Origin of the sequence: Mycolicibacterium holsaticum DSM 44478 = JCM 12374, assembly GCF_019645835.1 — a bacterium.
GTDB lineage: Bacteria > Actinomycetota > Actinomycetes > Mycobacteriales > Mycobacteriaceae > Mycobacterium > Mycobacterium holsaticum.
Map to the genome: position 1 here is coordinate 2996197 of NZ_CP080998.1, position 25228 is coordinate 3021424.

The 25228-nt window shown below is 67.3% G+C and carries 22 protein-coding genes and 1 pseudogene; 5 read left to right on the top strand and 18 right to left on the bottom strand.

The window, feature by feature from the left end; genetic code table 11:
- The first annotated feature begins 7 nt into the window (after nt 1–7).
- Nucleotides 8–1558, top strand: coding sequence for a flavin-containing monooxygenase (locus K3U96_RS14455; RefSeq protein ID WP_220690149.1), 1551 nt, complete (start codon nt 8–10; stop codon nt 1556–1558).
- A gap of 55 nt (nt 1559–1613) precedes the next feature.
- Here K3U96_RS14455 and metK read toward each other — a convergent pair whose 3' ends face one another.
- The 12 genes from metK to pyrR all read right to left on the bottom strand — a co-directional run bounded on the left by metK (nt 1614) and on the right by pyrR (nt 14800).
- Complete coding sequence (gene metK, locus K3U96_RS14460; RefSeq protein ID WP_069406342.1) at nt 1614–2822, bottom strand: methionine adenosyltransferase; 1209 nt, start codon at nt 2820–2822, stop codon at nt 1614–1616.
- Between the two features lie 130 nt (nt 2823–2952).
- Nucleotides 2953–4200 (bottom strand): bifunctional phosphopantothenoylcysteine decarboxylase/phosphopantothenate--cysteine ligase CoaBC, encoded by a 1248-nt coding sequence (coaBC, locus tag K3U96_RS14465; RefSeq protein WP_220690150.1) that lies wholly within the window; start codon nt 4198–4200, stop codon nt 2953–2955.
- A gap of 19 nt (nt 4201–4219) precedes the next feature.
- Nucleotides 4220–4489, bottom strand: coding sequence for a DNA-directed RNA polymerase subunit omega (rpoZ, locus tag K3U96_RS14470; protein WP_230982522.1), 270 nt, complete (start codon nt 4487–4489; stop codon nt 4220–4222).
- Nucleotides 4490–4629: 140 nt separating this feature from the next.
- Entirely contained in the window at nt 4630–5205 is a 576-nt protein-coding gene (gene gmk / locus K3U96_RS14475; protein WP_220690151.1) for a guanylate kinase, read from the bottom strand.
- Nucleotides 5206–5221: 16 nt separating this feature from the next.
- Entirely contained in the window at nt 5222–5536 is a 315-nt protein-coding gene (mihF, locus tag K3U96_RS14480) for an integration host factor, actinobacterial type (RefSeq protein ID WP_006244838.1), read from the bottom strand.
- A 510-nt stretch (nt 5537–6046) separates the two neighbouring features.
- Nucleotides 6047–6865, bottom strand: a complete 819-nt coding sequence (gene pyrF / locus K3U96_RS14485; RefSeq protein WP_220690152.1) for an orotidine-5'-phosphate decarboxylase — start codon at nt 6863–6865, stop codon at nt 6047–6049.
- On the bottom strand, nt 6862–10209 hold the full coding sequence (gene carB, locus K3U96_RS14490) for a carbamoyl-phosphate synthase large subunit (protein ID WP_220690153.1): 3348 nt from the start codon (nt 10207–10209) through the stop codon (nt 6862–6864). Before carB ends, pyrF begins: the two co-directional genes overlap by 4 nt.
- Nucleotides 10210–10281: 72 nt before the next feature.
- Nucleotides 10282–11406 (bottom strand): glutamine-hydrolyzing carbamoyl-phosphate synthase small subunit, encoded by a 1125-nt coding sequence (carA, locus tag K3U96_RS14495; protein WP_220690154.1) that lies wholly within the window; start codon nt 11404–11406, stop codon nt 10282–10284.
- On the bottom strand, nt 11403–11903 hold the full coding sequence (locus tag K3U96_RS14500) for a PH-like domain-containing protein (protein WP_220690155.1): 501 nt from the start codon (nt 11901–11903) through the stop codon (nt 11403–11405). Before K3U96_RS14500 ends, carA begins: the two co-directional genes overlap by 4 nt.
- Nucleotides 11904–11979: 76 nt before the next feature.
- Nucleotides 11980–13284 carry a dihydroorotase gene (locus tag K3U96_RS14505; protein WP_220690156.1) on the bottom strand — a complete coding sequence of 435 codons (1305 nt, stop codon included), beginning with the start codon at nt 13282–13284 and terminating at the stop codon, nt 11980–11982.
- Nucleotides 13281–14237 carry an aspartate carbamoyltransferase catalytic subunit gene (locus K3U96_RS14510; protein ID WP_220690157.1) on the bottom strand — a complete coding sequence of 319 codons (957 nt, stop codon included), beginning with the start codon at nt 14235–14237 and terminating at the stop codon, nt 13281–13283. Before K3U96_RS14510 ends, K3U96_RS14505 begins: the two co-directional genes overlap by 4 nt.
- Entirely contained in the window at nt 14234–14800 is a 567-nt protein-coding gene (gene pyrR, locus K3U96_RS14515; protein ID WP_220690158.1) for a bifunctional pyr operon transcriptional regulator/uracil phosphoribosyltransferase PyrR, read from the bottom strand. Before pyrR ends, K3U96_RS14510 begins: the two co-directional genes overlap by 4 nt.
- A 111-nt stretch (nt 14801–14911) precedes the next feature.
- Here pyrR and K3U96_RS14520 point away from each other — a divergent pair, with 111 nt between their 5' ends.
- Nucleotides 14912–16117: a serine hydrolase domain-containing protein gene (locus K3U96_RS14520; protein ID WP_220690159.1), complete on the top strand. Its 1206-nt coding sequence runs from the start codon at nt 14912–14914 to the stop codon at nt 16115–16117.
- 9 nt (nt 16118–16126) lie between these two features.
- Here K3U96_RS14520 and K3U96_RS14525 read toward each other — a convergent pair whose 3' ends face one another.
- The gene (locus K3U96_RS14525; RefSeq protein ID WP_220690160.1) at nt 16127–17854 is read right to left on the bottom strand and encodes a GAF domain-containing sensor histidine kinase; all 1728 of its coding nucleotides are present in this window, start codon (nt 17852–17854) and stop codon (nt 16127–16129) included.
- 68 nt (nt 17855–17922) lie between these two features.
- Nucleotides 17923–18615 carry a hypothetical protein gene (locus tag K3U96_RS14530; protein ID WP_230982148.1) on the bottom strand — a complete coding sequence of 231 codons (693 nt, stop codon included), beginning with the start codon at nt 18613–18615 and terminating at the stop codon, nt 17923–17925.
- Between the two features lie 124 nt (nt 18616–18739).
- Here K3U96_RS14530 and K3U96_RS14535 point away from each other — a divergent pair, with 124 nt between their 5' ends.
- Both K3U96_RS14535 and K3U96_RS14540 read left to right on the top strand, forming a co-directional pair.
- Complete coding sequence (locus K3U96_RS14535; RefSeq protein ID WP_275085895.1) at nt 18740–19825, top strand: 3-oxoacyl-ACP synthase III family protein; 1086 nt, start codon at nt 18740–18742, stop codon at nt 19823–19825.
- Entirely contained in the window at nt 19809–20684 is an 876-nt protein-coding gene (locus tag K3U96_RS14540) for a 3-oxoacyl-[acyl-carrier-protein] synthase III C-terminal domain-containing protein (protein ID WP_220690162.1), read from the top strand. Before K3U96_RS14535 ends, K3U96_RS14540 begins: the two co-directional genes overlap by 17 nt.
- On the opposite strand, the gene K3U96_RS14545 is transcribed toward K3U96_RS14540, so the two are convergent.
- The 4 genes and pseudogenes from K3U96_RS14545 to K3U96_RS14560 form a co-directional block, all read right to left on the bottom strand.
- Nucleotides 20681–21643 (bottom strand): 1-phosphofructokinase family hexose kinase, encoded by a 963-nt coding sequence (locus K3U96_RS14545; protein WP_220690163.1) that lies wholly within the window; start codon nt 21641–21643, stop codon nt 20681–20683. The two genes, K3U96_RS14540 and K3U96_RS14545, sit on opposite strands and share 4 nt — an antisense overlap.
- A gap of 21 nt (nt 21644–21664) precedes the next feature.
- Nucleotides 21665–23710 carry an erythromycin esterase family protein gene (locus K3U96_RS14550; protein WP_220693531.1) on the bottom strand — a complete coding sequence of 682 codons (2046 nt, stop codon included), beginning with the start codon at nt 23708–23710 and terminating at the stop codon, nt 21665–21667.
- Between the two features lie 9 nt (nt 23711–23719).
- Nucleotides 23720–23881 (bottom strand): annotated as a pseudogene (locus K3U96_RS14555) (Hsp20/alpha crystallin family protein); the annotation flags it as partial.
- Between the two features lie 201 nt (nt 23882–24082).
- Nucleotides 24083–24502: a pyridoxamine 5'-phosphate oxidase family protein gene (locus K3U96_RS14560; RefSeq protein ID WP_220690165.1), complete on the bottom strand. Its 420-nt coding sequence runs from the start codon at nt 24500–24502 to the stop codon at nt 24083–24085.
- A gap of 117 nt (nt 24503–24619) precedes the next feature.
- Here K3U96_RS14560 and K3U96_RS14565 point away from each other — a divergent pair, with 117 nt between their 5' ends.
- On the top strand, nt 24620–25228 hold the full coding sequence (locus K3U96_RS14565; protein WP_220690166.1) for an SRPBCC family protein: 609 nt from the start codon (nt 24620–24622) through the stop codon (nt 25226–25228).

Here is a 25228-nt window from a genome sequence, read left to right on the forward strand (position 1 = left end):
TGGGCTCATGACCGATCCCACGGCAGCGCGGCCGGGTGTCGACGTCGGCGCACGGCGACGTCGCGGTGGTGATGGCGAGGTGAGCGCGCCCGACTACGACACCGTCATCGTCGGCGCCGGGTTTTCCGGCATCGGCGCGGCGATCACCCTGGACAAGGCCGCAATGGCCGACTATCTCGTACTCGAAGCGGGCGACGGTCCCGGCGGCACCTGGTACTGGAACACCTATCCCGGTATCGCCGTGGATATTCCGTCGTTCTCCTACCAGTTCTCCTTCGAGCAGAGCGCAGACTGGACGCGCAGCTACGCGCCGGGGCACGAACTGAAGGCCTACGCCGAACACTGCGTCGACAAGTACGGGCTGCGCTCCCGGATCCGGTTCAACACCAAGGTGTTGTCCGCGGACTTCGACGACGAAACCCATATGTGGCACATCCGTACCGATCCCGGCGGGGTGGTGACCGCCCGGTTCCTGATCAACGCCTGCGGTGTGCTGGTCACACCGAACCTCCCCGACATCGACGGTGTCGACTCGTTCAGCGGCGTCACCATGCACACCGCGCGCTGGGACCACGACCTGGACCTGACCGGTAAGCGCGTCGCGGTTATCGGCACCGGCGCATCGGCGGTCCAGGTGATCCCGGAGATTGCGCCGATCGTGGAGCGGCTCACCGTTTTTCAGCGCACGCCGATCTGGTGCTTTCCGAAGTTCGACGTGCCGCTCACGCCTCTCGCGCGTCGGTTGATGAGGCTGCCCGGCGGTCACAGCGTGCAGCGGTTGTTCAGCCAGGCCTACGTCGAACTCACGTTCACGCTGCCCGCGCAATACTTCACGCTGAACCCGATGGCCAAGCGGATGGCGAAGTTCGGCGAGGCGTATCTGCGCAGAAAGGTTCACGACCCGCGGGTGCGCGACAAGCTGACGCCGCGCTACGCGGTGGGCTGCAAGCGACCCGGTTTCCACAACACCTACCTGTCGACGTACAACCGCGACAACGTCGAGTTGGTCACCGAACCGATCGACAAGATCACCGGCTCGGGGGTGGCCACGGCCGACGGGCAGACCCGCGATGTCGACGTGCTCATCCTGGCGACCGGCTTCAAGGTGATGGATCCCGACAGCGTGCCGACCTATGCGGTCACCGGGTCGGGCGGACGATCGCTCAGCGGGTACTGGAACGAGCAGCGCCTGCAGGCCTACGAAGGCGTCAGCGCGCCCGGGTTCCCGAACTTCTTCACCGTGTTCGGGCCCTACGGGTACGTGGGTAGCTCCTACTTCGCGCTGATCGAGGCCCAGACCCACCACATCGTGCGCTGCCTGACCCATGCCCGGCGTAACCACGCCACGCGCGTGGAGGTCAAGCAGGAGGCCAACGACCGCTACTTCGCCGAGATGATGCGCAAGCGGCACCGGCAGATCTTCTGGCAGGACAGCTGCAAACTCGCCAACAGCTACTACTTCGACCCCAACGGCGACGTGCCGCTACGGTCGGCGACCACGCTGCAGGCGCAGTGGCGCAGCCGCCGCTTCCCGATCGACGACTACGCATTCACGTGATTTGTGTGCGTTCTGTTGCGCTGAGCGCGCCTGAACGCACACAAATCACCCTGGGTTAGACCGATGCCTTGAGCTCGTCGACCTTGTTGAGCTGCTCCCACGGCAACTCGACGTCAGTGCGGCCGAAGTGGCCGTAGGCGGCGGTCTGCGCGTAGATCGGGCGCAGCAGGTCCAGATCGCGCACGATCGCGCCGGGCCGCAGGTCGAACACCGAGGTGATGGCCTTCTCGATGCGTGCCGGGTCGACCGTCTCGCTGCCGAAGGTCTCGACGAACAACCCGACCGGCGCGGCCTTGCCGATCGCATAGGCGACCTGCACCTCGACGCGTTCGGCCAGGCCCGCGGCGACCACGTTCTTTGCCACCCAGCGCATCGCGTACGCCGCGGAGCGGTCCACCTTGGACGGATCCTTGCCGGAGAACGCGCCGCCGCCGTGGCGGGCCCAGCCGCCGTAGGTGTCGACGATGATCTTTCGGCCGGTCAACCCGGCGTCGCCCATCGGCCCGCCGAGCACGAACTTGCCGGTCGGGTTCACCAGCAGCCGGAAGTCGGAGGTGTCCATCGTGCTGTGGTCGAGGTCGGCCAGCACGGTGTTGACGACCTTCTCGCGGATGTCTGGTGTCAGCGTCGCGTCCAGGTCGATGCCCGCGGCGTGCTGCGTGGAGAGCACCACGGTGTCCAGGCGCACCGGGGTGGTGCCGTCGTACTGGACGGTGACCTGGGTCTTGCCGTCGGGGCGCAGGTAGTCCAGCACCCCGCTCTTGCGGACCTCGGTCAGCCGGCGCGACAACCGGTGCGCGAGCGCGATGGGCAGCGGCATCAGCTCGGGGGTGTCGCGGATCGCGTAGCCGAACATCAGCCCCTGGTCGCCGGCGCCCTGGGAGTCCAGCGGATCGCCTGCACCCTCGACGCGGGTCTCGTGGGCGGTGTCGACACCCTGGGCGATGTCGGGTGACTGCGCGCCGATGCCGATGTTGACGCCGCAGGTCTCCCCGTCGAAGCCCTTCTCCGATGAGTCGTAGCCGATCTCGAGGATGCGCTCACGCACGGTGTTGGTGATATTGGCGAACGCTTCCCTGGCCGCCGTCGTCACCTCGCCGACCACGTGCACCTGTCCGGTCGTGACCAGTGTCTCCACCGCGACACGGGATTTGGGATCGTCGGCGAGCAACGCGTCGAGCACCGAGTCGCTGATGGCGTCACAGATCTTGTCGGGATGGCCCTCGGTTACCGACTCACTGGTAAACAGCCGAGCTTGGCTCACGGTGTGATCCTTCCGAAAATTAGTTGGTCGAATTGTATGCCCCGGGGTGGCTGCGCCCCGGTGTGCCCTGTTGCACCCAAGCGCGTGAGCTGGTTGCCCGCAACCCTGACCCGCAGCGAGCTGGTTCGGACTACCCCTTGCCGCTCCCGAGGAACGATGCGATCGCATCGGCGATCCGGCTGGCCATCAGGGTTTTCGGGCCGTGTTCCAGCGCGGACTCCGTGCCGTCGGCGGCGAGCAGCCAGCCGTCGTTGTTGTCCACCTCGAACGCCCGATTCTCGCCGACGGCGTTGACGACGAGCAGATCACAGCCCTTGCGCGCCAGCTTGGCCCTGGCGTGAAAGAGCACGTCGCCGTTGGCGTCTCCGGTCTCGGCGGCGAACCCGACGATGGCCCGCATGTTGGGCAGCTGGCCGTCGGCGCGGGCGCGCACCGCACCGGTCAGCACGTCGTCGGTGCGGGTCAGCTCGATGACCGGCTCGCCCTGGCTCTCCGGTCCCTTTTTGATCTTGCTGGTGGCCTGGGTGACCGGCCGGAAGTCGGCGACGGCGGCCGCCATCACCAGCACGTGCGCATCGGGCGCGTGCTTGGACACGGCGTCTTTGAGCTGGGCGGCCGAACCGATGTGCACGACCTCGACGCCCGCCGGGTCGATCAGCCCCGCGGTGTTGCCCGCGATCAGCGTGACCTCCGCGCCGCGCTGGGCCATCACCCGCGCCACGGCGTAGCCCTGCTTACCCGAGCTGCGGTTGCCGATGAACCGCACCGGATCGATCGGCTCGCGGGTACCGCCGGCGGTGACCAGGGCTTTGACGCCGGCCAGGTCATAGGGCAGCGCGTCGGTGCGGGCCAGCAGCAGCTGCGCGAAGGTGGTGATCTCCTCGGCCTCGGGCAGCCGTCCCGCACCGGTGTCGGCGCCGGTGAGCCGTCCCGACGCGGGTTCCAGCACCACCGCGCCGCGGCGACGCAACGTCGCGACGTTGTCGACGGTGGCGGGGTGAAACCACATCTCGGTGTGCATGGCCGGGGCCAGCAGCACCGGACATCGCGCGGTGAGCAGCGTCGCGGTCAGCAGATCGTCGGCCCGCCCGGTGACCGCGCGGGCCAGCAGGTCGGCGGTGGCGGGGGCGACGACGACCAGGTCGGCCTCCTGGCCGAGCCGCACGTGCGGCACCTCGTGCACGTCGTCCCAGACGCCGGTGTGCACCGGGTTGCCCGACAGCGCCTCGAACGTCGCGGCGCCGACGAACCGCAGCGCGGACTCGGTCGGGATGACGCGGACGGAGTGTCCGGCTTCGGTGAGTTGGCGGACCACGGTTGCCGCCTTGTAAGCGGCGATGCCACCGGCGACGCCGACGATGATCCGCTTGGGCTCCATGCGGGCCGCTCCTGAGTTGCTACTCGCCTTCGGTGTGCTCGAGCAGGTCGGCGTGGATCTCGCGCAGCGCGATCGACAGCGGCTTCTCCTGGAGTCCGGGCTCGACCAGCGGCCCGACGTACTCGAGGATGCCGTCGCCGAGCTGGTTGTAGTAGTCGTTGATCTGGCGTGCGCGCTTGGCGGCGTAGATGACCAGGGCGTACTTGCTCGATGCGCGCTCCAGCAACTCGTCGATCGGCGGGTTGGTGATGCCGAGCGGCGTGTCGTAGGCGCCGGCTGAGGCGTTCATCGACGTATCGAAGTCGTCCACAGCGGCCAGCTGCGTATCGGCGTGCGGGGTGCTCACGTAAAAATTCTCCTGGCGGTTGGCTGGTTGCCTGTGAAACTGAGGCGGCTATCGGGGATCCACGCGCCGACTTTGGCGCTGGGTCAGTCGTGGGCCACCAGCAAGGATACCAATTCAGCGCAGGCCGATTCCAATTGGCTGTTCACCACGACCGTGTCGAACTCGTCCTGGGCGGCCAATTCGGCCTTCGCGGTCGCCAGGCGGCGGTCCATCACCTCGGCGGTTTCGGTGCCCCGGCCGGTCAACCGGCTCTTTAGCGTCGCCCAGTCGGGCGGCGCGATGAACACCGTGAGGGCCTCGGGCATCGCCTGCTTAACCGACCTCGCCCCGGCCAGATCCACCTCGATGAGTACCGGATGACCGGCCGCGGCGGCCTCGTACACGGGCTGCGCGGGGGTGCCGGAGCGATGCAAACCACCGTGGATTTCGGCCCACTCCAGCAGGGCTCCACCGGCGATGAGCTGCGCAAACTGCTCATCGGACACAAACGAGTAGTCGACGCCGTCGACCTCGCCCGGGCGGGGCGCCCTTGTCGTGACGGACACGCTGAAATACAGGTCGGGAATGCGTTCGCGCAGACAGCGCACGAGCGTCGTTTTCCCGACGGCAGAGGGACCGGACAGCACTACTACCCGGCCGGCCCCTCGGCCGGCGCTCAACTTATGCGCCCGGGAACTACTGGTCGAACTTTTCCAGCAGCGCCTTGCGCTGACGATCGCCCAGGCCGCGCAGACGGCGGGTGGGGGCGATTTCGAGCTCGGTCATGATTTCCTGCGCCTTGACCTTGCCGACCTTGGGCAGGGCTTCCAGCAGCGCGGAAACCTTCATCTTGCCGAGTACCTCATCGGTCTCGGCATCCTTGAGCACCTGCTTGAGGTTGGTGCCACCGCGCTTGAGCCGATCCTTGAGTTCAGCCCGGATTCGACGTGCGGCGGCAGCCTTCTCCAACGCGGCCGCGCGCTGTTCGTCGGTCAACTGGGGAAGGGCCACGGGGTTCCTCCGTCTCATCACCATCAATTGTTTTAAATCGGCTGATAGGACGAATCCACAACAGCCAGCGACGACGACCGTACCCACGCATCCTGACGAAAGCGAACCCCACCCCCCCGTTACCGGGCCAAAAGCCCAGCGTGTAAGGCGCTGCTGCGCTCGGCGCCACGGTCGCGTCCGCGACACCGCAAACACCAATATCGGCGTGGCAATGAGCGGAATTTCCTATTACCCAACGGATTTCGCGCGGGCTACCGGACACGGCCGAGAGGTAGCCGATTTTCCGTCCGGTCCAAGGGTCGGCGCGGCAGCTTTTTCTAAAAATTTTCGCTGGTCAGCGCATGTCGGGCGTGTCGAGCGACGCTCGGACGCGCACTTCTGTGACAGCTGTTGCCAGTGTTTGCGGTGTTATTGATGTGACTGCTTGCGGACGGGAAAACCCGGCGTTTTTGCGCTCAGGGTCGTGCCGAGGCGCCCGGCCGCGGCCGTCAGCGCCATCTTGGGGCCCGCTCAGGCCAGATACGCCACCGCATCGCGCACCGCATCGGCGGCCGAGCGCAGCGCGGCGACACCGGGCCCGGCCCACAGCACCTCCCGCGACACGGCGGGCAGCAACTGGCCCGGCTTTGCTCCCCCGAGTCCGCCCAGCGCATCGGGGCGCCCACCCTGGGCGCCGACGCCGGGTACGAGCACGGGTCCGGCCAGCGCGCTGACGTCGGGCGGATCGGTCAGCGTGGCGCCGACGACGACGCCGACGGCGCCGGGTTCGGGGGCGCCCGCGCGGTTCAGTTCGGCGGCGGCGTCGACGATCGACTGCGCGACGGTCCGCCCGCCCGCGACCGCGCGCTGCACCGTTTGTCCTTCGGGGTTGGAGGTGGCGGCCAGCACGAACACCCCGCGCCCGTGGGCCAGGGCCGTGTCCAGCAGCGGCTGCAGCGAGGCGAAGCCCAGATACGGCGACGCGGTGACGGCGTCGGCCGCCAGCGGCGAATCCCCCACCCACGCCTGGGCGTAGGCGGCCATGGTGGAGCCGATGTCCCCGCGTTTGGCGTCGGCGAGCACCAGCACGTTCGCCTCGCGCAGCGCCGCGATCGTGTGTTCGAGCACGGTATAGCCTGCCGCACCGTAGGTCTCGAAGAACGCCACCTGCGGCTTGACCACCGCGAACCCGGTGAACGCCGCCACGCAGATGTCGCAGAACCTGCGCAGTCCGTCGGCGTCGACCGAAAGGTCCCACGCCCGCAGCAGTTCGGGATGCGGATCGATGCCAAGGCACAGCGGTCCGCGGGTCGACACCGCGTCGGCCAGCCGCCGACCGAATCCGCTCACGTGCCCAGCGTGCTGTGCAGTTCCTGCAGCGACATCACGTCGATCTCGCCGCGGATGGCCGCCTCGATGCCTTGCACCGCCGCCGATGCGCCCTGCACCGTCGTCACGCACGGAATGTTGTTCGACACCGCGGCCGACCGGATCTCGTAGCCGTCGACGCGCGGCCCGGAGTTGCCGTACGGGGTGTTGATGACCATGTCGACCTCACCGGCCTTGATGGCGTCCACCGCCGACATCTTCGGCCCGTCAGCCGTCGGCTCCTGGAAGTGCTTGCGCACCTCGTCGCACGGAATACCGTTGCGGCGCAGCATTTCCGCGGTGCCTTCGGTGGCCAGCACCCGGAACCCCAGGTCGGCGAGCCGTTTGACCGGGAACACCAGCGAACGCTTGTCCCGGTTGGCCACCGAGACGAACACGGTGCCCTCGGTGGGCAGTGAACCGTAGGCGGCGGTCTGGCTCTTGGCGAACGCGCTGCCGAAGTCGCGGTCGATGCCCATCACCTCGCCGGTGGATTTCATCTCCGGGCCAAGCAGGTTGTCGATCTGCGCACCGTCGGCCCCGCGGAACCGGTGGAACGGCAGCACGGCCTCCTTGACGGCGACCGGTGTGTTGGCCCCGTTCGCCGAGAACGAGGCGCCGTCGCCGGTTTTGGCCAGCAGACCCTCGCCGCGCAGCTGGGCGATGGTGGCGCCGAGCATGATCCGCGCGCACGCTTTCGCCAACGGCACCGCCGTGGCCTTCGAGACGAACGGCACCGTGCGGCTGGCGCGCGGGTTGGCCTCCAGCACGTAGAGCACGTCATCCTTGAGCGCGTACTGCACGTTGAGCAGCCCGACGACGCCGATGCCGTGCGCAATGGCCTCGGTGGCGCGGCGCACCGATTCGATGTCGCTGCGGCCCAACGTCACCGGCGGCAGCGCACACGCCGAATCGCCGGAGTGGATGCCGGCTTCCTCGATGTGCTCCATGACGCCGCCGATATACACCTCGGTGCCGTCGCACAGCGCGTCGACGTCGATTTCGATGGCGTCCTCGAGGAACCGGTCGACGAGCACGGGATGCTCGGGTGAGAGTTGGGTGGCGCGGGTGATGTAGCCGTGCAGGGTTTCGTCGTCGTAGACGATCTCCATCCCGCGGCCGCCCAGCACGTAGGAGGGCCGCACCAGCACCGGGTAGCCGATGTCGGCGGCGATCCGACGGGCCTGTTCGAAGCTGGTCGCGGTGCCGAACTTCGGGGCGGGCAGGCCGGCGTTGGTCAGCACCTCGCCGAAGGCGCCGCGGTCCTCGGCGAGGTCGATGGCGCTGGGGCTGGTGCCGACGATCGGCACACCGGCCCGTTCCAGCCGGTCGGCGAGGCCGAGCGGGGTCTGCCCACCCAGTTGCACGATGACGCCGACGACGCCGGGACCGCCGCGCCCGGATTGCTGTTCGGCGTAGTAGATCTCGAGTACGTCCTCGAACGTCAGCGGTTCGAAGTAAAGCCGGTCGGCGGTGTCGTAGTCGGTGGACACCGTCTCGGGATTGCAGTTGATCATCACGGTCTCGAAACCGGCGGCGCTCAGGGTGGTGGCGGCGTGCACGCAGCTGTAGTCGAACTCGATGCCTTGGCCGATGCGGTTGGGGCCCGACCCGAGAATGAGCACCTTGGGCCTGTCGGTCTGCGGCGCCACCTCGGTCTCGGCGGCCGGGTCGAGTTCGTAACTGCTGTAGTGGTAGGGCGTTTGGGCTTCGAACTCGGCCGCGCAGGTGTCGACCGTCTTGTAGACGGGATGGATGCCCAGGCGTTCACGCAACGACCGCACCCCGACCTCGCCGGCCAGTTCCGGTCGCAGCGCGGCGATCTGGCGATCGGAAAGGCCGTGGTATTTGCCGCGCCGCAGCAGGTCGGCGTCCAGCACCGGGGCGTCGACGATCTCGGCGCGCAACGTCACCAGCCCGGCGATCTGCTCGACGAACCACGGGTCGACGCCGGAGGCCTCCGACACCTGCTCGACGGTGGCGCCGAGTCGCAGTGCGTGCTCGATGTCGTAGAGCCGTCCGTCGGTGGGTGTCCTGAGGTTCTGCAGCAGTTCGTCGACGGTGAGGTCGGGGTCCGGCCCGGTCCAGAACCCGGCCCTGGTGGTCTCCAGCGAGCGCATCACCTTGCCGAGCGACTCGATGAAGTTGCGGCCCAACGACATCGCCTCGCCGACGGATTTCATCGTGGTGGTCAGCGTGCCGTCGGCGCCGGGGAACTTCTCGAACGCGAACCGGGGCGCCTTGACCACGACGTAGTCCAGCGTCGGCTCGAAGCAGGCCGGGGTCTCCTTGGTGATGTCGTTGACGATCTCGTCGAGCGTGTAGCCGATGGCCAGCTTGGCGGCGATCTTGGCGATCGGGAACCCGGTGGCCTTGGACGCCAGCGCAGACGACCGCGACACCCGCGGGTTCATCTCGATGACGATGAGCCGGCCGTCGGTCGGGTTGACGGCGAACTGGATGTTGCAGCCGCCGGTGTCGACGCCCACCTCGCGCAGGATCGCGATGCCCAGATCGCGCATCGTCTGGTACTCGCGGTCGGTCAGCGTCATCGCCGGCGCGACGGTGACCGAGTCCCCGGTGTGCACACCCATCGGGTCGACGTTCTCGATCGAGCACACCACGACGACGTTGTCGTTGCCGTCGCGCATCAGCTCGAGCTCGTATTCCTTCCACCCGAAGATCGATTCCTCGATGAGCACGTTGGCGCTGGGCGAGGAGGCCAGGCCGTGGCCGGCCATCCGGTCGACGTCCTCGGCGGAGTAGGCCATGCCCGAGCCCAGCCCACCCATGGTGAACGAGGGCCGCACGACGACCGGCAGGCCCAGCTCGGCGACGGTCTCCCTGACCTCATCCATCGTGAAACACACGCGCGAGCGCGCCGATTCGCCGCCGACCTTGGCGACGATGTCCTTGAACCGCTGCCGGTCCTCACCGCGTTGGATCGCCTCGAAGTCGGCGCCGATGAGCTCGACGCCGTAGCGTTCCAGCGCCCCGTTCTCGTAGAGCGCAACAGCGGTGTTGAGCGCGGTCTGCCCGCCGAGGGTGGCCAGCAGCGCGTCGATCTTGTTTCCGCGCTCGGCCTGCTGCGCGAGGACGCGTTCGACGAACGAGGCGGTGATCGGTTCGACGTAGGTCTGGTCGGCGAACTCCGGATCGGTCATGATCGTCGCGGGATTGGAGTTGACCAGGCTGACCTGCAGCCCTTCGGCTTTGAGCACGCGGCAGGCCTGGGTGCCGGAGTAGTCGAACTCGCAGGCCTGGCCGATCACGATCGGCCCCGACCCGATCACCAGCACGTGGTTGAGGTCGGTGCGCTTAGGCATGACCGTCCTGCCTTCCTGCGAGCGTGCGGTTTCGTACGCGACACGCCGATCGCGGCGTATCAATCCGCACAGTCACTGATTCTCTCCTGCCATCAGGTCGACGAATTGGTCGAACAAGTAGTTGGCGTCGTGCGGACCGGCCGCGGCCTCGGGGTGGTACTGCACCGAAAACGCTTTACCGTCAAGTAGTTTGACGCCTTCCACCACACCGTCGTTGGCGCAGGTGTGGCTGACGATCGCGGTGCCGAACGGAGTGTCGAACCGCTCCCCCGCCTCACCTTCGAGTGCGAACCCGTGGTTCTGCGCGGTCACCGCGACCCGCCCGGTGGCGTGGTCGATAACCGGGATGTTGATGCCGCGGTGCCCGAACACCATCTTGTACGTCGAGCGACCCAGCGCCCGGCCGAGGATCTGGTTGCCGAAGCAGATGCCGAACAGCGGGATCCCGGCACCGAGCGCCTCGCGGGTTACGCCGACGATGTGGTCGGCGGTGGCCGGGTCGCCGGGCCCGTTGGACAGGAAAACGCCGTCGGCTTTCAGGTCGGTGATCTGCTCGAACGTGGCTGTCGACGGCAGCACGTGGGTTCGAATGCCGCGGCGGGCGAAACTGCGCGGGGTGTTGGTCTTGATACCGAGGTCGACGGCGACGACGGTAAACCGTGCTGGCCCTTCGGGTTCCACCACGTAGGCGGTGTCGGTGCTGACCTCGTCGGCCAGATCGGCGCCCAGCATCGACGGCTGCGCCTGCACGCGGGTCACCAACTCGTCGACCTCGGCGAGGGCGGCACCGGAGAACACGCCGGCCTTCATCGAGCCGCGGCTGCGCAGGTGGCGCACCACGGCGCGGGTGTCGATGTTCGCGACGCCGACAATGTCCTGACGCACGAGTTCGTCTTCCAGCGTTCCGGTGGCGCGCCAGTTCGACGCGCGCGGAGACGGGTCACGGACCGCGTAGCCGGCCACCCAGATCTTGTCGTCGCGGCTCTCGGCGTCCTGGTGGTTCCAGCCGGTGTTGCCGATCTGCGGTGCGGTGGCGACCACGATCTGGCGGTGGTAGCTCGGATCGGTCAGGGTCTCCTGGTAGCCGGACATCCCGGTGTTGAACACCGCCTCGCCCAGCGTCTGGCCGACGGCGCCGTACGCGGTGCCGGTGAAGACGCGGCCGTCCTCGAGCACCAGTACCGCCTTGGAATTCATGCAGCCTCCTCAAGCCATCGCGCATATTCCCCGCGGTCATCGGCACGAAACCCGGTGTCGAGTTCGGCGCCCGACGGCAACCGCCAGCGGATGGCCAAAATCCCTTCGTGGGTCATGGCCTTACCGGCGATCGCACGTTCGGTGCGGATCGCGGCGATCGACTCGTCGGGGATCCAGATCGGTCCAGCACCGCTGCGCTGCACCATGATTCCTTCGGGGTAGCGGGTCAGCACCGCCTTGGTGCGGAAGCCGAGGTCGCCAACCACGACGCGGTCGTTCCAACGTGGCGCCAGTGTACTGCCGACGTACAAACCCTTTGTCGGCGCGACGATCGCCTTGCCGACGGTGTCCGGCAGCGGCGGAAGTGTCCCGATGAGCGCGACCTGCCGCTCGGCGCGCCGGCGCCAGCCCCGCATCATCGCCTGGATCAGCACCGCGATCAGCACCGCCAGGACCGCGGCCAGCACCAGCGATCCCACCAACGTCCCCGTGTTCACGCCCCACCTCGTCGCCCAAAGGGACAACCGGGCGCAAAAGTGCGAGTGGTTGGCGCCATTTCGTCCATCTGGCCGCTCATGCCGGGCATTTCCCGTCGCGCGCAGTGACCTTGCCGCGCAGCATGGTCAGCGTCACCGACGCTGGCAACTCCATCGACTCGAACGGGGTGTTGGTCGACCGGCTGGCCAGCGCGGTGCCGTCGACGGTCCAGGTGGCATCCGGGTCGACGACGGTGAGGTTGGCCGGTTCACCGACCTCCAGCGGCCTGCCCTGGTCGGGCAATCCGACGATGCGGGCCGGGTTTTCACTCATCACCCGGGCTACGTCTCGCCAGGTCAGCAGCCCGGTCCGCACCATCGTCTGCACCACGACCGACAACGCGGTCTCCAGGCCGAGCATCCCCGGCCGGGCCTGCGCGAACTCGCAGCACTTCTCGTGCTCGGCGTGCGGGGCGTGATCGGTGGCCACGCAGTCGATGACCCCGTCGGCCAGCGCACGGCGCAGCGCATCGGTGTCGGCGGCCTCGCGCAGCGGCGGGTTGACCCGGTTGCGGCCGTCGTAGCTGGCCAGCCGCCGGTCATCGAGCAGGAGGTGATGCGGCGTTACCTCGGCGGTGATCGAAATACCTTGTGCTTTCGCCCATTTGAGGATCTCAACGGTGCCCGCGGTCGACGCGTGGCAGATGTGCACCCGCGCTCCGGCGTCGCGGGCCAGCAGCGCGTCGCGGGCCACGATCGACTCCTCGGCGGCGCGCGGCCAGCCCGCCAGCCCCAGCCGGGCCGCGTTGGGTCCCTCGTGCGCGACGGCGCCGACGGTGAGCCGCGGCTCCTCGGCGTGCTGGGCGATCAGCACACCCAGCCCGCGCGCATACTCGAGGGCCCGGCGCATGATCAGCGGATCGTGCACGCAGATGCCGTCGTCGGAGAACATCCGGACTTGCCCCGCACCCGCGGCCATCAGGCCCATCTCGGTCAGCTGAGCGCCGGCCAGCCCCATGGTGACCGCCCCGACCGGGTGCACGTCGACCAGGCCGACCTGCTGCCCGCGGTGCCACACATGATCGGTGACCACCGGGCTGTCGGCGACCGGGTTGGTGTTGGCCATCGCGAACACCGCCGTGTAACCGCCCAACGCCGCTGCCGCTGAACCGGTTTCGATGTCCTCGGCGTATTCCCTGCCGGGCTCGCGCAGGTGGGTGTGCAGGTCGACGAAGCCGGGCAGCAGGACGTGGTCGGTGGCGTCGAACACATCCCAGGCCTTTTCGAGTCCTCCGGACTCAGCCAGCCCGGCGCCGATCTCGGCGATCTGGCCGTCGGCCACCAGGACGTCGACGCGGTCGCCCTCGCCGTAACGCCGAACTCCTCGAATCACGGTGCTCATGCGCTGATCACCTCCCGCTCAGCACCCACCAGCAGGTGAAACAACACGGCCATCCGGACGTGGACACCGTTGGAAACCTGTTGCAGCACCGCTGATTGCGACGAATCGGCGACCGCGAACGCGATCTCCATGCCGCGCACCATCGGTCCGGGATGCAGCACCACCGCGGTGCCGGGCAGCATCGCCTGCCGCTTCTCGGAGAGCCCGTAGAGCACCGAGTACTCCCGCGCCGACGGGAAGAACCCGCCGTTCATCCGCTCAGCCTGCACCCGCAGCATCAGCACCGCGTCGGCGATGGGCAGTTCGCCGTCGAGGTCGTGCGAGACGGTGACCGGCCATTCGTCGACCCCGGCAGGCAGCAGGGTGGGCGGTGCGACGAGCACCACTTCGGCGCCCAGTGTGTTGAGCAACAGCACGTTGGACCGTGCGACCCGACTGTGCAGGACGTCACCGACGATCACCACCCGCTTACCCTCGATATCGCCGAGTCGCTGGCGGATGGTCAGCGCGTCGAGCAGGGCCTGGGTGGGGTGCTCGTGGGTGCCGTCGCCCGCGTTGATCACCGCGGGCCCGGAGCCGTCGGCGCCGACCGTCCACTCGGCGAGCTGCTGGGGGGCGCCCGACGCGGGATGGCGGATGATCAGCGCGTCGGCGCCGGCGGCCCGCAGGGTCAGCGCGGTGTCGCGCAGCGACTCCCCTTTGGACACAGACGATCCCGATGCGCTGACGTTGATGACGTCGGCGCTCATCCACTTTCCGGCGACCTCGAAGGACACCCGGGTGCGGGTGGAGTTCTCGTAGAACATCGTGATGATCGTGCGCCCGCGCAGCGTGGGCAGCTTCTTGACGTCGCGGCCCAGCAGCGCCTGGCTGAACCGGTCGGCGTCGTCGAGAATCGCCAGGGCCTCGTCACGGGACAGGTCGGCGGCCGACAGCAGATGCCGTGTCGTCACTTGGAGATCACCACCCCGTCGCGGTCGTCGTGTTCGCTGAGCAACAGATGCACGCTCTCGCTGCGGGAGGTCGGCACGTTCTTGCCGACGTAGTCGGCGCGCAGCGGCAGCTCGCGGTGGCCGCGGTCGACCAGGACCGCCAGTTGCACGGCGCGCGGCCTGCCGATATCGCGCAGCGCGTCCAGCGCCGAGCGCACCGAGCGCCCGGAAAACAGCACATCGTCGACCAGGATCACCAGCGCGTCGTCGATGCCGCCCTCGGGTATCGAGGTGTCCTCGAGCGGTCGCGGCGGCTTGATGTTGAGGTCGTCGCGGTACAGCGTGATGTCCAGTGCGCCGTGCGGGACGGCGACGCCGGAGAACTCCTTGATCTTCTCGGCGAGCCGCGCGGCCAGGATGACGCCGCGGGTGGGTATGCCGAGCAGCACGACGCGTGGCGCGTCAGAACCGTCGAGTGCGGTTTTTTCGATGATCTGATGGGCGATACGGGAGATGGTCCGGCCGACGTCCGCTGCGGACATCAACTCCCGGTCGGTGCCTGAAGAGTCGGTATTCGTGCCCATGCGACTCTGACCTCCTTCTCCGCCTCTCGGGACGGCTCTTTAAAGGACGTCGAAACTTCGCCGAGCTTAGCACCCCCGAACGTCCCCGGCGCAGCTGGATACGCTGGCGCGGTGAATCTCGACGGCAACCAAGCATCCATCCGCGAAGCCATCGACGGCGGCCTGCTCGCCGGCGCCGTCACGCTGGTCTGGCGCGCCGGCGAGGTGCTGCAGGTCAACGAGCTCGGCTATCGCGACGTCGAGGCACGGCTGCCGATGCAACGCGACACGATCTTCCGGATCGCCTCGATGACCAAGCCGGTCACGGTGGCCGCGGCGATGTCGCTGGTGGACGAGGGCAAGTTGGCGTTGACCGATCCGGTCACCAAGTGGCTGCCCGAATTCGCGCAGATGCGGGTGCTCAACGAGCCCGGCGGTCCGCTGGACAAGACCCACCCGGCGCGGCGTGCGATCACCGTCGAGGATCTGATGACGCACCGCAGCGGGCTGGTCTACTACTTCTCGGTGGTGGGTCCGCTGGCCCGCGCCTACTCGCACGTCTCGGCGCGCCAGAACCCGGACGCCTGGTTGGCCGAGATCGCCGCGCTGCCGCTGGAACACCAGCCCGGCGAGCGGATGACCTACAGCAACGCCACCGACGTGCTGGGCATCATCCTGGAACGCATCGAAGGAAAAACGCTGCACGACGTGCTCACCGAACGTATCCTGGGCCCGCTCAACATGGTCGACACCGGCTTCTTCGTGCCCTCCCGCAACCGCAGCCGGGCAGCGACCATGTACCGGCTCACCGACCAGGAAAAGCTCAGCCACGACGCGATGGGCCCGACGCCGGCGACCCCGCCGCCGTTCTGCATGGGCGGTGCGAACCTGTTCTCCACCGCCGACGATTACCTGAGGTTCGCCCGGATGCTGTTGGCCGGCGGCGAGATCGACGGTGTCCGGGTGCTTTCGGAGGATTCGGTGCGCTCGATGCGCACCGACCGGCTCACCGATGAGCAGAAGCAGCATGATTTTCTCGGCATGCCGTTCTGGATCGGGCGCGGCTTCGGGCTGAACCTGTCGGTGGTGACCGACCCGGCGCGGTCCCGTCAGCTGTTCGGTCCGGGAGGGGCGGGAACGTTCAGCTGGCCCGGTGCCTACGGCACGTGGTGGCAGGCCGATCCCAGCGAGGATCTGATCCTGATCTATCTCATCCAGAACTTCCCGAACCTCGGCGCGGACGCCGCCGCCGCGGTGGCGGGCAATACGTCGTTGCTCAAACTGCAAGCCGCACAACCGAAGTTCGTCCGCCGGACGTACCAGCAGCTCGACATCTGACCGACGAAATCAGTCGGTGCTGAGACAGGGCGCCGACCACCGCAACACCGTCCCCCGACCAGGCCCGCTGTCCACGCTGAAGGTGCCACCCACATCCAACGCGCGTTGGCGCAGGTTGTTCAGACCACTGCGGGTCACGTCGCCGCTGAAGCCCCGGCCGTTGTCGACGACTTCGATGGTCAGGTCGTCTCCGACAACGACGCTGACCACCAGTGTGGTGGCATCGGCATGCCGGACCGCGTTGCTGACCGCTTCGCGCACAACGGCTTCAGCGTGATCGGCGAGATCGGCGTCGACGACCGAAAGCGGGCCGGTGTACTGCGCCGTGGTACGCAAATTCGAACTCGAAAACTGTGCGACGGCCGCATCCAAGCGCTGCCTCAGCCGGGTGCTGTCGACCGGCGAACCATGCAGATCGAAGATCGCCGTGCGGATCTCCTGAATGACCTGCTGGAGGTCATCGACGCAGTCGGACAGCCGTTGTTTCACCTCGGGGACACGCGCCCGCGGGACGACGCCCTGCAGTGACAGGCCGACGGCGAAGAGTCGCTGGATGACGTGGTCATGCAGATCGCGGGCGATGCGGTCACGGTCGGTCAGGATGCTGAGTTCACGCGCATGGTGCTGTGCGGTGGCCAACTGCCACGCCAGGGCTGCCTGATCCGCGAAGGCCGCTTTCATATCGAGTTGGTCTTGGTTGAACGGTTGTGCACCCACGGGACGAAGTGCGACAAGAACTCCGGCGATCGTGTCAGCGACACGGAGGGGAAGCACAAGGGCAGGACCAGTGGCTGACGGGTCGCCGAGTGCGCTGTCAAAGCGATCGAATCTCCGGGCCTGGCGCTCAAGAAACACGTCGCCGACCAATGTTTCGTTGACCGGAATCGTTTGGGATACCGCCGCAGGGCCGTTTCCGGAGGTTGCGACGATGACCAGTTCGTCCACTTCGTGTGACGGTGCCTCGGGATCTGTCGGTACCGCGACGAACGTCAGTTGGGCACCGCTGAGCTGACGCGTTTTGGCCGCGACCAGATCGAACACGCGGGCCGGATCGGTTCCTGCGAGCAACTCCGTCCCGATGTCACGGGTGGCCTCGATCCATGCTTGACGGGTCTTCGCCGACTCATACAGGCGCGCGTTGTGGATCGCGATGCCCGCGGCGGCGGCGAGGGCCTGAACCAGCACCTCGTCGTCTTCGCTGAACGGCTGTCCGTCCGCCTTCTCCGTCAGGTACAGGTTGCCGAACACTTCGTCACGGATCCGCAGTGGAACCCCCAGGAACGTCTGCATCGGAGGATGGTTCGGCGGAAATCCCACCGATGCAGCGTGATTGGCGATGTTGTCCAACCGGATGGGTTTGGGATCGTCGATCAAGACCCCCAGCACGCCGCGCCCCTCGGGCAGGTGGCCGATCTTCTCGCGCTCCGCCTCGGAGATTCCTTCGTAGACGAACTCGACCAGTTCGTGGTCTTGCCCGCGCACACCCAACGCCCCGTACCGGGCGTCGACGAGGTCGATGGCCGTGTGCACGATGGTCTTGAGGGTCTGGTCGAGCTCCAGACCCGATGTCACCACCAGCATGGCCTCGACGAGACCGTCCATCCGGTCGCGTCCCTGAATGATCTGCTCGACGCGCTCCTGCACCTCCGTGAGCAGCTCGCGCAGGCGCAGCTGCGACAACGTGCCCCGCAGCGGCGCGACGCTCGTCTCCCCCCGCGGGTCGGCCTCGTCGGTCACCACACCATCGTCCACTTTTTCGCCGCACCTGTCGCGGGTTCAGGGCAGTAACGATGACGCGGAGCCGTTCAGCTGGTCGCGACCGTGTGCGCGGATTCGTAATGCTCGATGAAGTCGTGCACCTCGTGTCGGCGCAGCTGCTGGGCCCGGTCGCGGATCCCGCGCATCATCTTTTGCTCCATGACGAAATGCGGGATGTCGAAGGCCGCGTGGCCGACAACGCCGCCGCTGCCGCGCACCAGCAGCCGGGTCCAGCCGTTCTTGCGGCGCAGGTAGAACCCCCAGCTTCCCGACGCGGGTTGGCCGCGGCGGATCCGTTCGAAGTCATCACCGGAGGTAAGCACCAGATGCGAGTTGGGTTCGACCGATGCCACCACCTGCCGGGCCGATTCGCCGTAGCGTCGGGCCAGCCAAATCGTGTCGCCGACACGAAGATCCTGCCACTCCGGGTGAATGGTCGACGCGTTGTGGATCTGGGCGCCCACCGCGCGCTCCATCACCGAGTAACTGTAGAAGCCGCCGCGACCTTCCCCGATCTGCGCCAGCCACGGCCACACGTCCTCGATCGGGGCGTCGATCGTCACCGCCCGCGTGGTGCGTGGTGTGGTCGCGGCCACCAACTCGTCACCGGGCAGCACCTGGCTGATTTCGGCCGCGTCGGCGCCCCACGTGTACATCCACCTCCGAATCCTGCCGCGGTACAAGGCCACCGCCCCGACCGCCGTCATCAGCATCGCCAGACACGGCCGCTGCTTACCCATAACCCGAGAGTAGGAAGTTCGCATTGCCTGACGCAGAGCCGAAAGTCCTCAGCGCCGAGGACCAAAGCGCCTATCGGCGCCGGCCTGCGTGACCGAACCTTGAGCGGTGCCTACGCATTGGCTCATGATCGAGGCCTCGCACCGGGACGGCGCCGCACCGTTTTGCACCCGGCTGGCAGGCGCTGGGCGCCACCTGCCCCGCACCCATCTCACGACCGACGAGTTGATGGCGACCACACGGCATCACACGCACATCGACCTGGAGCGGCTGACCGGCATCCACGAGCGGCGGGTGTCCGTCGGCGATGAGGACTCGCTGAGCCTGGCGACATCGGCGGCGCTGGACTGTCTGGACCGGGCCCAACGGGACGCCGGTGCAATCGACGCCGTGATCAACTGCAGCATCACCAAGTTCCGCGGCGGCCTGACCCAGTGGCTGGAACCGACGATGAGCAGCGCGATCGCGCACGCCATCGGCGCCGACGACGCGGTGACCTTTGACATCAACAACGCCTGCGCGGGAATGCTGACCGGCGTCACGATCGCCAACAACTGGATCCGGCAGGGTGTCATCGAACGCGCCTTGGTGGTCAGCGGGGAGTACATCTCCCAACTGGGTCGAAACGCCGCCCGCCATATCCACAACGTCATGAGCAAGGAACTCGCGTCGTTGACGCTGGGCGATGCGGGCGCGGCGCTTCTGCTCGAACGCGCCGCCTGCGGCACCGACGGCATAGTTCTTGCCGGCTTCACGACCGTGGCCGATTACAGCCGGCTCTGCCTGGGCTATCCGAAGGGACACGATCCCGGTGCCCGAATGTTCACCGACGCCCGCGGGATCCACAAAGCCGCGATGTCGAATACCCCACCGCTGTTGCACGAAGTTCTCGAGACCGCGGGGATCGTGCTGCACGACATCGATCACGTGATCACGCACCAGACGTCCGCGCGCGCAATACGCAAGGGAATGGCCGAAGTCACAACGGCATTCGGCGAGAGTCCCCGCCACGACGCGGTGATCACCGTCGACCGATACGGTAACACCGCATCGACCACACACACCGTCGCCCTCATCGAAGAGCTCAAGGCCGGACACATCGCACCCGGGGAGACGATCGCGTTGATCGCCCTGGCATCCGGGCTGCAGATCGGTGTGGTGCTCTTGACCCTGGATCCGGAACTGGTGGGCCGCTATGGGCACGATCGTTGACGACATCGTCGTAGTCCGGGGCGGCTGGCGGCGCCGGCGCAGCGCACTACGTCTGGCGGATGCGGCGGCGAAAGCCTGCCTGCGCCGGGCCGGGCGTGACCCGCACGACGTCGACCTACTGGTCAACGCGGGCATCTATCGCGACCGCAATCTGGGCGAGCCCGCCCTGGCGGCGATGATCCAGGACGACATCGGGGCGAACCCCGAAGAACCGCACAGCGGCGGCCACGGAACCTTCTCCTTCGACGTCGCCAACGGAACCTGCGGTGTCATGACGGCCCTGCAGGTCGTCAGCGGATTCTTGAAGTCGCACACCGTCGACAGCGCGGTGATCGTGACCAGCGATGCCGACCCCGGCGGCGGATCAACGGACCGCTTCCCGTTTTCACCTGTCGGGGCGGCGATGTCGTGCACCTGGTCTGACGGCCGCGACGGGCTGGGCCAGGTGCATTGGCTTCATCGCCCAGACAACGCAGCGACCCTGAGCGCCACCGTCGGATACTTCGCGCGGCACAACGTTCTTCGCATCCACGAATCGGCGGCGCTCGATGAACGCTTCGCCGATGCTGCCGCCGACATCGCCCGCCGCTGCCTTCGCGAGGAGTCCCTCGACATCTCGGATGTCGGCATGGTCATCGCCGCGCCGGCACGGCGGGCTTACCGGACGGCGCTGGCCGAGCGACTTGGGATACCCGAGCGCGCCGTCGTCGTCGCAGACGATGAAAACACACACACCGCATCGTTGGCTGCGGCGTTCGCAAAGGGCGCCGAGCAGCTTGCCGGCGGCGGGTGTGTGCTGCTTGTCGCCGCGGCCGCGGGGATCACCGCTGCCGCCGCGCTCTATCGGAAACCGGTTTAGTCGCAGACGGATTCGAAGTCCGTCGGCTGAGCCGCCATACCGAGAAAGCGGTCGACGTCCGCGCGCGCTGGAACTTCCGTGCCTGGTGTCATGAGCATGGCGGTGCCCGCCGCCACGCCGAACCGCACCGCCTCGCTCAGCGGCCAGCACCAGCTCAGGCCCACGGTGATCGCGGCAACCATGGCATCGCCTGCACCCACGCTGCTGACCACCGACCGCACCGGAATCGCGGGAAAGTGTTGGCTGTGCTCTGCCGTTGCCAGAAACGCTCCCTGGGAACCGAGGGATACCACGACTGCCTGGGTGACACCGCGGTCGATGAGTTCGTGTGCGGCCGCGAGCTGTTCGGCTTCGTCGTGAAGTTCATGGCCGACGCACTCACGCAATTCGCGCAGGCTCGGTTTCAGCAGGAACACGCCGGATGTGATGGAGGTGAGTGCCGCACCCGATGCGTCCAGGATCAGCAGCGCGCCGAGTTCACGACAGAGGTCGGCGACGCGCTGATAGAAATCCGGAGCCACATCGGGCGGGAGGCTGCCGCTGGCCACCACGTACTCGGCCTTCGCTGCGGCCAGGCGTAGTTCGTCGAGGCATCGCGACTGTTCGCGCAGCGTCACGTGTGGGCCCGGTAGGACGAACCGGTATTGCTCACCGCTGCGGCGTTCGTTCACCGTGAAGTTCTCCCGGGTCGGTTCGCTGATCTCGGTGTTGCGATAGGGCACGCCGGCGTCTTCGACGAGGCGGGCTATCCGACCGCCCGTGGCGCCGCCGACCGGAAACACCGCAGACACCGACGCCCCGAGTACATGCGCGACGCGGGCCACATTGATTCCGCCACCGCCGGGATCGTAACGAGGGTCGCCGCAACGGATCTTGGATGTCGGATGGATCTGCTCGACGGTTGTGGTGATATCGAGCGCAGGGTTCATCGTCAACGTGACGATCCGTGCGGGGGTCATGTTGCGTCGCTCCGTTCTCGGTTACAGCCCGGTGGGATAGGTCTCCGGCGTCTCACCGGCCACCCAGAGGCTGGAGACCTCGAGCGGTTCGAGCGCACGCGTGTTGTCGATGTGGATGATGGCGTCGAACTGTTCTGAGGGACGCACGTGGTAGTAGTGGCTCTGCCGTTCGGTTTCGGGAAGGTAGATCACGCCGATGGCACGGCCCAACCGTACGACATCCAGTGGTTCGGCGGCCGACCGGCTGATCATCGCCGAAACCAGGAATTCGGGGGTACCGGTTTCATGGAACAGCTCCTCCACGCTGCCGTTCAGGGCGCGCCTGACAACCTTTCGCTCAGCGATTCCGCCCCACTCACTAGCGGCCGTGACCGTACCGGCGTAGGTCGTGAACCCGATCAGCCGGCTGTCGCCGCCGTACTGCTCTCGCGCCAGCTGCCCCAATGTCAGCTGGCCGTCACCGGCCACCTCGGTTGCCCGCGCGTCGCCGACGTGCGAGTTGTGCGCCCAGACCACGATCCGCGCCGGTTCTTGCTCCTCATGACGGTCCAGATGAGCGAGCAATGCCTGCAGGGTCTGAGCCATGTGCTGATCACGAAGATTCCACGAGGTGACCCGCCCGCTGAACATCGCGCGGTAATAAGCCTCGGCGTTGCGGACCGTTTGCGCGTTCTGCTGGGCGTAGAACACCTCGTCTTCGGCGAGCAGTCCGTCGCGGCGCGCGTAGTCGAACGCGTTGCGCTGCATCTCCACCAACTGGTCCACCGCCTGTCTCTCACAAGACAAGCCGGCGCCGAAGGCTGCGGCGAAACCGTAGGCTTGGCCGTCGTCGGCCGAGGTGTGGTCGAAGCATGCGTAGCGGTCACGCGCGCGCGCCGCGGCGCGCGGGTCGACCTGGTCCAGGTAGCCGATCACCTCCTGCATCGACCGATGCAGGCTGTACAGATCCAGACCATAGAACCCGGTCTGCCGACCGGCGTCCGATCGGCGCCGTTGGTTGTGGGCATGCAACCAGTCCACGAAATCCCGGACCACCACATTGCGCCACATCCACGCCGGGAACCGCTCGAAGCCACGAAGCGCTTCCTCGGCCGACGTGTCGTCGCCCAGCCCTCGCACGTAGCGGTTGACGCGGTAGGCGTCGGGCCAATCCGCCTCGGCCGCCACAGCACAGAAGCCCTTTTCCTCGATGAGCCACTTGGTGATTTGCGCGCGTGCCGCGTAGAACTCGTCTGTGCCATGCGAACTCTCACCGATCAGGACCACCCGCGCATCGCCGATGATCTCCTCCAGCGCTTCTGTTGGCGGCATACCGGCGGGGGCGTCGACTGCAGCGCTGCGGATCGCAGCTGTAACCGATACGGGCGGCGCGGTTTCGGACACCGCCGGTCCCGTAGTCGAAGTGGCGAGCAGGTCACGCACCTCCTGATCGTCGACCTGACGGAAGTCCCAGTACCACTCGCCCACCGCGCGAAACGGTGTGGGCATCGTCGCGCAGACCACGCTGTCGACCATTCCGGCGAATTGCCGGCAGGTCGACTCCGGTGCCGCCGGAACTGCGATCACGATCTCCTTGGCATCTGCGTCCCGCAGCGCCTGCACCGCGGCGAACATGCTGGCGCCGGTCGCGAGGCCGTCGTCGACCAAGATCACCGCTTTGCCGATAACGTCCATCGGCGCACGACCGCCTCGATAGGCGGACTCGCGGCGGATCAGTTCGCGGCCTTCGCGTTCGGCGACGTCGCGCAGTTGCTGGGGCGTGATGCGCAAGGCCCGCAGCACATCGTCATTGACGACGACCCGACCGCCGCTGGCCAGCGCACCCATGGCGAACTCTTCGTGGCCCGGTGCGCCCAGCTTGCGCACGATGAATGCATCGAGTGGGGCGCCGAGCGCGGCGGCGACTTCCCACGCGACGGGAACGCCACCACGAGCCAGCCCCAGCACCACGACGTCCTTACGACCCCGGTAGGCGCCAAGCAGTTCGGCCAGTATCTGGCCCGCTTCGCGGCGGTTACGGAAAACCCGCCCGGGCGCGCTCCGCTGTGGTTCGGTTGCTCGCGTCATCACGGTCGGCTACTTCTTGGTCTCCACTGCGACCCGCTTCTCGGCCGGCTCGGCCGCCTTGGCGATCGGCACCGACACGGTCAGAATGCCCTTGTCGTAGCTGGCCTTGATGGCGTTCTCGTCGGCGCCCGCAGGCAACGTCACCGACCGCAGAAACGAACCGTACGAGAACAGCTCCGCGAAATCCGGCCATCGCGACCGCGGATGGTACTGCGTGGGAAGTTTGCTCATGACTGCCTCCTGGATATGGCGCGAACTTCCGTGATACGAATTCGACCACCGCGCCGAGGCGGCCCGCTAGGGACCGAAGTCCCGGGCCGATAGAGCACTTCGTTGGAGTCTGCGGTCCGAGCGACGGCGGACTCCGCCGGTTCAGCTGTCGGGCTCGGCGCCGAAGACAAATCGACGGCCGGTGACGCTCAGCGGGAGGATGCGCACGTAGTGCTGCTTGGCCGTGGCCGTCCAGGGAAGCAACTGCCCGCGTTCCGCCTCGGCCAGTTCGTCGGCCGAACGAAGTGAGCGCGCCGAGCCCTTCACGATGACGCTCCAGCCTTCGGACACGTTGTGGTCATCGGCCTCGAACAACACCCGGTCGTTGATCGCCGAACTGATCAGCTTTGTCCCCTCCGCGGTGCGGAACAAGATCGTACGGTGCTGGACGACGAAGTTGACCGGGAAGATCTCCGGCTGACCATCGACACTGGTCACCAGCCGACCGAGGGAAACGCTCGACAGCAGATTCCAGCAATCGGATACCGACAGAATCGAGATGGGCTGCGGCGTTGTAACCATGATCGCGAACTTACCCCTTGCCGATCGCCGGGCAACCGGCCGAAAGTCCCCTTGCACCGGCGATATCCGGGACTTCCGGCCCTAACCAAACAGTTGCACCCGCGTCAAGGTTGAGATATGACGACCGGCACGATCCGGGTGGCGGTGCGGATCGCAGCTGCCGCCGCCCTGCTTTACGCGACACGCCGTTATTACCGCAACTGGGGCACCACCAAGGAAGAGTGCCAACGGTGGCTGCCCGGGGACGAATTGATCCGGCAGCCGTCGGTCCGCTCCACCGAAGGGGTGTGGATCGATGCCTCGGATTCTGACGTGTGGCCGTGGCTGGTGCAGATCGGCCACCGCGACGCCGACCGGATCGATCCGGCGCGGCAAGGGCTGCAGCCGGGTGACGTCGTGCACCTGGCGCCGACGCGATGGCCGGGTCTGCGGAACCGCCTGAGCATGTCGGTGGTGCAGGTCATCGCTGGTGAAGCCGTCGTGTTGCGCGGCACCCGGCCGGGTTTCCCGTGGGAGGCGGTGTGGTCGGTTCATGTGCAGCCGCACTGGCAGGACCGGTGCCGGGTGCTGGTTCGCACGCGCGCGCAACTTCGCCATCCAGGTGACGTGATCCTCGCCGAGCTGGCTGGGCCACTGACCGCGCTGGTCGTGCGGCGAACCTTGTTGGCTGTCAAACGAAGAGCCCAAGGTTCGGCGCTGCGTGCGGAGTCCCATCGGGCCGGTTGA

Bases quoted from the DNA above. Each gene is read 5' to 3' on its own strand.
- K3U96_RS14545 (WP_220690163.1), bottom strand. From the start codon at position 21,643: ATGACCCCCGCACGGATCGTCACGTTGACGATGAACCCTGCGCTCGAT.
- K3U96_RS14550 (WP_220693531.1), bottom strand. From the start codon at position 23,710: ATGACGCGAGCAACCGAACCACAGCGGAGCGCGCCCGGGCGGGTTTTC.
- K3U96_RS14560 (WP_220690165.1), bottom strand. From the start codon at position 24,502: ATGGTTACAACGCCGCAGCCCATCTCGATTCTGTCGGTATCCGATTGC.
- coaBC (WP_220690150.1), bottom strand. From the start codon at position 4,200: ATGGAGCCCAAGCGGATCATCGTCGGCGTCGCCGGTGGCATCGCCGCT.
- K3U96_RS14530 (WP_230982148.1), bottom strand. From the start codon at position 18,615: ATGGGTAAGCAGCGGCCGTGTCTGGCGATGCTGATGACGGCGGTCGGG.
- K3U96_RS14505 (WP_220690156.1), bottom strand. From the start codon at position 13,284: ATGAGCACCGTGATTCGAGGAGTTCGGCGTTACGGCGAGGGCGACCGC.
- K3U96_RS14540 (WP_220690162.1), top strand. From the start codon at position 19,809: ATGGGCACGATCGTTGACGACATCGTCGTAGTCCGGGGCGGCTGGCGG.
- pyrR (WP_220690158.1), bottom strand. From the start codon at position 14,800: ATGGGCACGAATACCGACTCTTCAGGCACCGACCGGGAGTTGATGTCC.
- carB (WP_220690153.1), bottom strand. From the start codon at position 10,209: ATGCCTAAGCGCACCGACCTCAACCACGTGCTGGTGATCGGGTCGGGG.
- K3U96_RS14535 (WP_275085895.1), top strand. From the start codon at position 18,740: ATGATCGAGGCCTCGCACCGGGACGGCGCCGCACCGTTTTGCACCCGG.
- rpoZ (WP_230982522.1), bottom strand. From the start codon at position 4,489: ATGAACGCCTCAGCCGGCGCCTACGACACGCCGCTCGGCATCACCAAC.
- carA (WP_220690154.1), bottom strand. From the start codon at position 11,406: ATGAATTCCAAGGCGGTACTGGTGCTCGAGGACGGCCGCGTCTTCACC.
- K3U96_RS14455 (WP_220690149.1), top strand. From the start codon at position 8: ATGACCGATCCCACGGCAGCGCGGCCGGGTGTCGACGTCGGCGCACGG.
- K3U96_RS14565 (WP_220690166.1), top strand. From the start codon at position 24,620: ATGACGACCGGCACGATCCGGGTGGCGGTGCGGATCGCAGCTGCCGCC.